General features: G+C 75.8%; 9 protein-coding genes. 5 read left to right on the top strand and 4 right to left on the bottom strand.

Annotated elements, in window-relative coordinates; translation table 11 throughout:
- On the top strand, window positions 1-442 hold a 442-nt coding region (locus GC157_03475; GenBank protein ID MBI1376530.1), incomplete at its 5' end, for a hypothetical protein.
- Window positions 443-1,178: 736 nt separating this feature from the next.
- Here the strand turns inward: GC157_03475 and GC157_03470 are convergent.
- The 4 genes from GC157_03470 to GC157_03455 all read right to left on the bottom strand — a co-directional run bounded on the left by GC157_03470 (window position 1,179) and on the right by GC157_03455 (window position 3,591).
- Window positions 1,179-1,466 carry a DUF1905 domain-containing protein gene (locus GC157_03470; GenBank protein ID MBI1376529.1) on the bottom strand — a complete coding sequence of 96 codons (288 nt, stop codon included), beginning with the start codon at window positions 1,464-1,466 and terminating at the stop codon, window positions 1,179-1,181.
- Between the two features lie 42 nt (window positions 1,467-1,508).
- Window positions 1,509-2,054 carry a GNAT family N-acetyltransferase gene (locus GC157_03465; protein ID MBI1376528.1) on the bottom strand — a complete coding sequence of 182 codons (546 nt, stop codon included), beginning with the start codon at window positions 2,052-2,054 and terminating at the stop codon, window positions 1,509-1,511.
- Window positions 2,055-2,094: 40 nt separating this feature from the next.
- The gene (locus GC157_03460) at window positions 2,095-2,736 is read right to left on the bottom strand and encodes a VOC family protein (protein ID MBI1376527.1); all 642 of its coding nucleotides are present in this window, start codon (window positions 2,734-2,736) and stop codon (window positions 2,095-2,097) included.
- Between the two features lie 96 nt (window positions 2,737-2,832).
- Window positions 2,833-3,591 carry a 1-acyl-sn-glycerol-3-phosphate acyltransferase gene (locus GC157_03455; GenBank protein ID MBI1376526.1) on the bottom strand — a complete coding sequence of 253 codons (759 nt, stop codon included), beginning with the start codon at window positions 3,589-3,591 and terminating at the stop codon, window positions 2,833-2,835.
- A 71-nt stretch (window positions 3,592-3,662) separates the two neighbouring features.
- Here GC157_03455 and GC157_03450 point away from each other — a divergent pair, with 71 nt between their 5' ends.
- The 4 genes from GC157_03450 (at window position 3,663) to GC157_03435 (ending at window position 6,805) form a co-directional block, all read left to right on the top strand.
- Window positions 3,663-4,172, top strand: a complete 510-nt coding sequence (locus GC157_03450; GenBank protein MBI1376525.1) for a hypothetical protein — start codon at window positions 3,663-3,665, stop codon at window positions 4,170-4,172.
- Window positions 4,173-4,231: 59 nt separating this feature from the next.
- Window positions 4,232-4,504 (top strand): hypothetical protein, encoded by a 273-nt coding sequence (locus GC157_03445; GenBank protein ID MBI1376524.1) that lies wholly within the window; start codon window positions 4,232-4,234, stop codon window positions 4,502-4,504.
- 135 nt (window positions 4,505-4,639) lie between these two features.
- Window positions 4,640-5,785: a DUF4192 family protein gene (locus GC157_03440; protein ID MBI1376523.1), complete on the top strand. Its 1,146-nt coding sequence runs from the start codon at window positions 4,640-4,642 to the stop codon at window positions 5,783-5,785.
- A gap of 120 nt (window positions 5,786-5,905) precedes the next feature.
- On the top strand, window positions 5,906-6,805 hold the full coding sequence (locus tag GC157_03435) for a PKD domain-containing protein (GenBank protein MBI1376522.1): 900 nt from the start codon (window positions 5,906-5,908) through the stop codon (window positions 6,803-6,805).
- Window positions 6,806-6,829 lie beyond the last annotated feature (24 nt).

Genomic DNA, 6,829 nt, shown 5'->3' with positions numbered 1-6,829 from the left:
CCTGCTCGACTACGGCACCAGGCAGTACCTCCCCGGTCCGCTTCGTGAGCACGTGGTGCACCGCGACCCCATCTGCCGCCGTCCCGGGTGCACCCGCCGCGCGCAGGAGATGGACCACGCCCTCCCGTACCCCGAAGGCGCGAGCGACACCGCCAACTGCGGCGGGCTGTGCTCGCGCTGCCACCAGGTCAAGACCGCCGGGCACGCCACCATCGAGGACTCCGCCGCCGACGGATCCGGCACCTGGGTCACCCGATGGCGACAGCGCATCCGTATCCCCGCCCCATCGGTGCTGGAACCACCACCGCCACGGACCCCGTCCGTCGCGCGACCAGCGTCACCGGGTGTCGCCCCGGCACGCCCGGATGCCGCCGGGCCCTCGGATCCCGGTCCCGGCGAGGTCACGCGCGACGGTGACCCTCCGGAGCGCCCACCGTTCTGAGCCTTCGGTGTCCGATGCGGGTCTCGAGCGGCCGGTCGACAGGTCGGCCCGTCGGCCGCAGCACGGCCGATCCCTGGCTCGTCGTGCCGACGTGCCGTCGCCCGTCGCGGAGCCGAGGCCACGTGAGCACCGGTCAGACAGGCACCGCTGGGTGGGCCGAGCGGCACACCGGTCTCAGCCCCGGGTGGCGACGAGCAGCAGCACCAGGCCGCCGAGCACGACCAGCTCGGCCGCGACCCAGAACACTCCCAGCCGGACCCGCCGAGCGCTGCCTGCTGCTCCGGGGTCGGGACCCGCGTCGGGGCGCCGTAGGTGCGGCCTGTGGGGTCGACGCCGCTGTCGCCGCGCTCGTTGACGAGGAACGTCGGGTCGACGTGGCTGACCACCGCGAAGGAGCCCATGGGGGCAGGGTGCCATCCACCGCGCGGCTTGTGCGTGTAGTCGTAGACCACGCCCCACGCGACGAGGAGCCCGAGCGGCAGCACGAAGCCCCAGAAGATCCCCAGGCTCAGGCCGAGCGCGACCAGCAGGCCGATGGCGACCAGCCGCAGGGTCAGCTGCCAGCGGGGAAGGCGCAGTGTCCGGACGACCTCGCGCATGGGACCCCCTCCGGCACCGCCGACGCTGCGCCGGCATCAGCATGGCACCGCGGATCGGCGACACGCCCCGCGATTCCGTGTGAAGGGGCAGGGCGGCCGCACGGCGCTGCTCGCCCGCTCGGTGGCTGCTGCGGAGCTCAGACGTCGATGTGCAGGGCGATGTCGACGACGTCGCCGAGCTCGAGGTCCTCCGCACGGCGCACGGCGTCCTTGAGCGGGAGGACGTAGCCGCCGTCCTTGGGCCACAGCGACGTCGTCCACTCGGTGCCGCCGACGCGGCCGGCGACCGGGATCATCCCCCAGCCGTAGGTGACCCGCGCCGCGGTGTCGGCGATGGCCGCGCTCTCGTCGTCGGGGACGGTCACGAAGTGGTAGGGCGCGGGCCCGCGCCAGTACCAGACTTCGCCGCTGAAGCGCAGGTCCATGGGCGTCAGGATAGGGACGCCCACCGACCGTGGCCGGGGGTGTCAGCCCCGCCGGCCGCCCTGTCGCACCACACGCCAGGACGCCGCCGTGACCTCGTGCACGAGGGCGTCGAACACCTCGTCGCCGTCGCGCACCACGGCGTCGCCCACGTGGCTCATCCCGAGCCGCCGCATCACCGCGAGGCTCCGCGCGTTGTCGCGGTCGGTGAGGGACAGCACGCGGTCCAGAGCGAGCGGGCCGAAGGCGTGGTCGAGCCACGAGGTCGCCGCCTCGGTCGCGTAGCCGTGGCCCCAGTGCTCCGAGGCCAGCCGCCAGGCGATCTCGACGTCGTCGGGGAAGGTCTCCTGGTGGTGCAGACCGCACATGCCGAGGAACGCGCCGTCCGCGGTCCGCTCGAGGGCGAGCAGTCCGATGCCCTCGTGGGCGTGCAGGTCGTTGTGCCACGCCGCCATCGCGTCGCACGCGTCGCGGGGGAGCGGCGCACCGCCCAGTGCGCCGTAGACGAGGGGGTCGGCGTTGAACGCCTCCCACGCGTCCAGGTCGTCGAGGCGCCAGCGGCGCACGACGAGCCTCTCGGTGCGCAGCACGACCGCGCCGTCCCACGCCGTCATCGCAGCGGCGAGGGCGTCAGTCGATGCGGACGACGTCGCCGTGGGCGGTGCGGAAGTGCACGGCCACCAGGCCGGGCTCGTCGGCCTCGACCCACTGGATGTCGGTGCGGTCGATCGGGTACTGCACGTCGCCGCCGAGCCAGGCGCGGATCTTGTCGCGGTCGCCGGCCAGCTCGCAGGCGACCGTGGACACGTGGGCCGGGCCGGCCAGCGAGGGGTGCTCGGCCGGGTCGCTGGTCCACTGGAGGAAGAACGGCAGCGACGGGTCGGCGATCACGTCGGTGACGCCGATCTGCTTCCAGGTGAGGTCGAACCCGTCGGGGCGCACCCGGTGCCCGTCGGTGGCGGCTCGGCCGAGCCGCGACTCGAAGGGGGCGATGTCGGGGACCGAGACCGCCCAGCTCATCCAGCCGCCGCCCGCCTCGGCGCGGGCCTTCACGGCCTGGCCGAACGGCATCTTGTCGGCTGCTGGGTGGTCGAGGGCGGCGACGACCTCGACGTAGGTGCCGCCCTCGATGGGGAGCACGAAGTTCTGCGTGCCGAACCGCGGGTGGCGCCCGCCGTCGACGAAGGATCCCCCGAGCTGCTGGCCGAGACGCTGCACCGTGTCGACGAGCTCGTTGCTGCTGACGGCGTACGAGACGTGGTCCAGTCGCATGTCCGTATGGTGTCCCACCCCGGGATCCGCCCCGGCAGGGGGGTCGGTCCGACGCCCGGTCGCGGGCCCCGGGACCGCCTGGCCCCGGCGTCGCGTTCAGGTGGCCTTGCGCTTCGCGCGCTCCAGCGCCTCGAGCCGGTCCATCCGGGTCGCCTCCTGCAGCGTGGGCGCCGTGCCGCCGAGGCGGGCCGGCATCCACCACGTGTCGTCAGGTCCCGTGGGGCGCTGCGGGTAGCGGGCGACGGCGGCGTCGAGCATCTCGGCCATCGTGTCGTGCAGGTCCTCGTTGACGGCCTCGAGGTCGGCGCCGGGCGGCACCTCGATCGGTGTGCCCACCGTGATCGAGAGCGCCTTGCCGCGCGAGAAGTCGCGCGGCCGGCCCTTCGTCATCAGCCGTTGCGTGCCCCAGAGCACCACCGGGATCAGCGGCACCCCGGCGTCCATCGCGAGGCGGGGCGCGCCGCTCTTGAAGTCCTTGAGCTCGAAGGACCGCGAGATGGTCGCCTCCGGGAAGATGCCCACGACCTCGCCGCGCCGCAGCGCCTCGAGCGCCACGCGGAACGACTCGGCCCCGGCCTCGCGGTCGACCGGGATGTGGCGCATGCCCCGCATCAGGGGGCCGGCCACGGGGTTCTTCCAGATCGAGTCCTTCGCCATGAACCGCACGTAGCGGCCGGCCGGGTTGGCCCCGAGGCCGGCGAAGATGAAGTCGAGGTACCCGATGTGGTTGGACGCGATGACCGCGCCGCCGGTGCGCGGCACGTTCTCGGCCCCGGCGATCTCGATGCGCAGGTCGAGCGCCCGGAACATGCCCTTCGCCGCGACGATGACGGGTGCGTAGACGGGCTCGGCCATGCCCGCACCGTACGGTCCCCGGGGTGCGCGTGCCAGCACGGGTGGCCCCCGAGCGTCGCTAGGGTCGCGCCATGAGCGACGAGACGTCCGTGACGATGTTCGCCGACGACGGCCGGATCGAGGCGCTCGCGGCGTACACCGACCGGCTCGACGAGCTCGCCGCCGTGTTCGCCGACGCCAGCGCGGGCGACGGGTCGCTGCTCGACCGGCGGCCGGCTCCCGACGCGTGGTCCGTGGCCGAGATCGTGCACCACCTCGCGGACGCCGAGCTGCACGACTCGGTGCGCCTGCGCGAGCTGCTGGCGGCCGACCGGCCCGCGTGGCCGGAGTGGGACGAGACCGCCTACGCCGAGAGCCTGGGCTACGACGCCCGGCCGGCCGCCGACGCGCTCACCCTCGTGCTCGCCCTGCGCAACATCAACATCAGGCTGCTCGCGTCGGTGCCCGTCGAGAGGTGGCGGCGCACGGCGGTGCACCCCCAGCGCGGGGAGACCGACGTCGCCGGATGGGTCGCGCACGCCAACGACCACCTCGCCGCGCACGTGCTCCAGGCCCGCCGGGCGGTGGTGGGCCTCACCTGACCGGGGCAGGGCGGGCGCCCGCCCGCTCCTCGCCGAGGACGCCCCGGCATACTCGCCCCATGCAGCAGGCCGAGGCGGAGCTCGTCGTCGAGGGGCTCCAGGCGCGTCGCGTGTTCGCCCACGTCTACCGCGGCGGCGTCGGCCGCTTCGGCGTCCGTGTGGTGCTCCCGGACGGTCGCGAGGCCCTGTGGGACGTCGACGGCGCGGCCGGCCTCGAGGCGCAGGTGATGGCCGACGGCGTCCTTGTCGGGTTCGTCCCCAAGATCGTCGGCTCCGAGGGCTACACGGTCGAGCAGACCGTCGAGGCCATCGCCACCGCCGACTACTCCTGACCGCGCGGCTCCCGGGCCCCGCGGCGTCCTGACCGCACGGCTCGGCGTCCCCAGGCGCGGACGCACCGGTGCGCCGTCCCCACCCGGACCGGCCGGACGCGCACCGGCGGGGGCGGTGGCGGCGAGCGTCGGGGCATGACCGCTGCGAAGAAGCCCGCCCTCCAGGTCCGCGGCGCGGACTCCCTGCCCGCCCTCGTGCCGCACCTCGTCGGCTTCCACCCGGACCGCTCGCTGGTGGCGGTCGGGCTCGGGACCGAGGAGGGCACCGTGGCCGTCACGATGCGGCTCGACCTGCCCCCGTCGCCCGCCGCGTCCGCCGAGGCAGCAGGCGGTGGCCGCCGAGCCGGCTCCGACGACGTGACGCCTCCCTCGGTGGAGGTGCAGTGGGAGCCGTGCATCGCGGCGCTGAGGAGGGTGGAGGCCGGGGCCGTGCTCCTCGTCGTCTACCCGGACCCGGCCGACGACCCGTGGCGCGACCCGGTCCCGCGCGACCTGCCCCACCGCGACCTGGTCGCAGGGGTGACGGAGCTGCTCGTCGACGCCGGGTTCGCGGTGCCCGAGGCGATCTGCGTCGTGGGGGACAGGCTCCGCTCCTACAGCTGCGCGGACCCCGCCTGCTGCCCGGTAGGCGGCCGGCTCGTCGACACCCGGGAGTCGCTGCGGGTGCGCACGGCCCTCATCGCGCTCGGCAGCGCGCCGCTGCCGTCGCGCTCCGCCCTGGCCGCGATCCTGACCCCGCGGGAGCCCGGCGACCCGATGCGCAGGTTGGTGCGGCGGGCCGCCCGGGTGGAGCCTCCGCACCCGGGGGCGGTGAAGCAGGAGGTCCGGGAGTGGGTCGCCGGCCTCGCCGTGTGGGGCGGGCGTCCCTCCGAGGACCCCGAGCTGGCCCGCCTGGCCGGCGACGCGATCCGCCTCTGCGCGCAGATCCCCTTGCGCGACGCGCTGCTGCACGTGGTCACCGGCGACGCACGGCGCGCCCTGCTTCCCCCGGCCCGGCGCGTGCTCACCGAGGCGGTCCGCAGCGCGCCCCGGGCGGCCCGCTGCGGGGTCGCCGCGGCGCTCGCGGTGTGCGCGTGGGTCGACGGCGACGGGGCCTCGGCGCGGGTGGCCCTCGAGGCGGCGATCGCCGTCGACCCGTACCACTCGCTCGCCACCCTCGTGATGGCCGCGCTCGACCGCGGGCTCCCGCCGGACGCCTGGGTCGCGTTGATGGCCGACCTCGACCTCGACGACATCCTGCGCGGCCCCGAGCACCGCGCCGGCGACGACCGGGCGTCGTGACGCGTGACGCCTGGGGCGACCGAGACGACGGGGACGGGCGCGAGGCCTGTGGGTGACCCTTCCTCCACAGCGGCTCACGGTCCCTGGCCGCAGGCGCGACCCGCTGCCTACCCTCCGCCGGTGCCCCGACCCCGCGCCGCGTCCCCCGTGCCGGCCCTGCTGGCCCTGGTCACCCTGCTGGGTCTGGTGAGCGGCGCGCTCGCTGCCGGCCCGGCCGTCGCCGCACCGTCGGCACCGGTGTCCGCGGCCGTGGCGGGGGTGCCGACCGGCGTCCCCGCCGGTGTCGTCGTGTCCCCGGACCCCTCGCGCGACCTCTACACCGGCACCGGCGGCCTGGTCATCCCGGCCCGGCACTGGCAGGGCGGCGACGCGGCCAGGGCCGGCGCGGCGGCCTGCGGCGACTGCCAGTGGCGTGTGTCCGTGCTGTGCACCAAGGCCGACCTCGCCGCCGGGCGCTGCCGGTCGCTGGCGCTGGGCTGCCCCGTCGGCACCGTGGCCGTGCGGGTGTGGCTCTCGCGCGTGGGCGGTCCCTGGGAGGTCGTGGGGGAGACCTGCCAGGGCGACCAGCCGCCCCGCACGGTCACCGACGTCGGCACCGCGGTGCGCGACCGCGCGGTCGCGCTGCTGCCCCCGCTGCGTGCCGCGGTGCAGCCCGCGGCGGGCGCGCTGGTGGGGCTCCCGGCCGTGTTCCGCACCGGCCAGCCGGCCGCCGGGCTGCGCGGCGCCGACCTGTCCGTGCTCGGCCTCGCCGTCCGCCTGGACTCGCGGGTCACCTGGCAGTGGGACTACGGCGACGGCGCCGGCGAGCTGACGGTGCAGCCCGGCGGCGCCTGGCCCGACCTCTCGGTGAGCCACACGTACCGGAGGGCGGGCACGTGGCCGGCCACCGTGCTCGCGGTGTGGCGCGCCCAGTACACGGTGGAGGGCCTGGGGCCGTTCGTCGTGCCCGGGCCCGCGCTCGCGCAGTCCGCGCGGGTCGACGTCGTGGTCCGCGCCGCGCGGGCGCGCCTCGTCGGCTGAGGCCTGGCGGCGGCGCGAGCAGGA

The sequence above is a fragment of the Frankiales bacterium genome (genome assembly GCA_016125335.1).
Lineage (GTDB): Bacteria > Actinomycetota > Actinomycetes > S36-B12 > CAIYMF01 > Longivirga.
The sequence above is the reverse complement of the archived record's forward strand: the minus strand, read 5'-3'. Positions and strand labels throughout refer to the sequence as shown.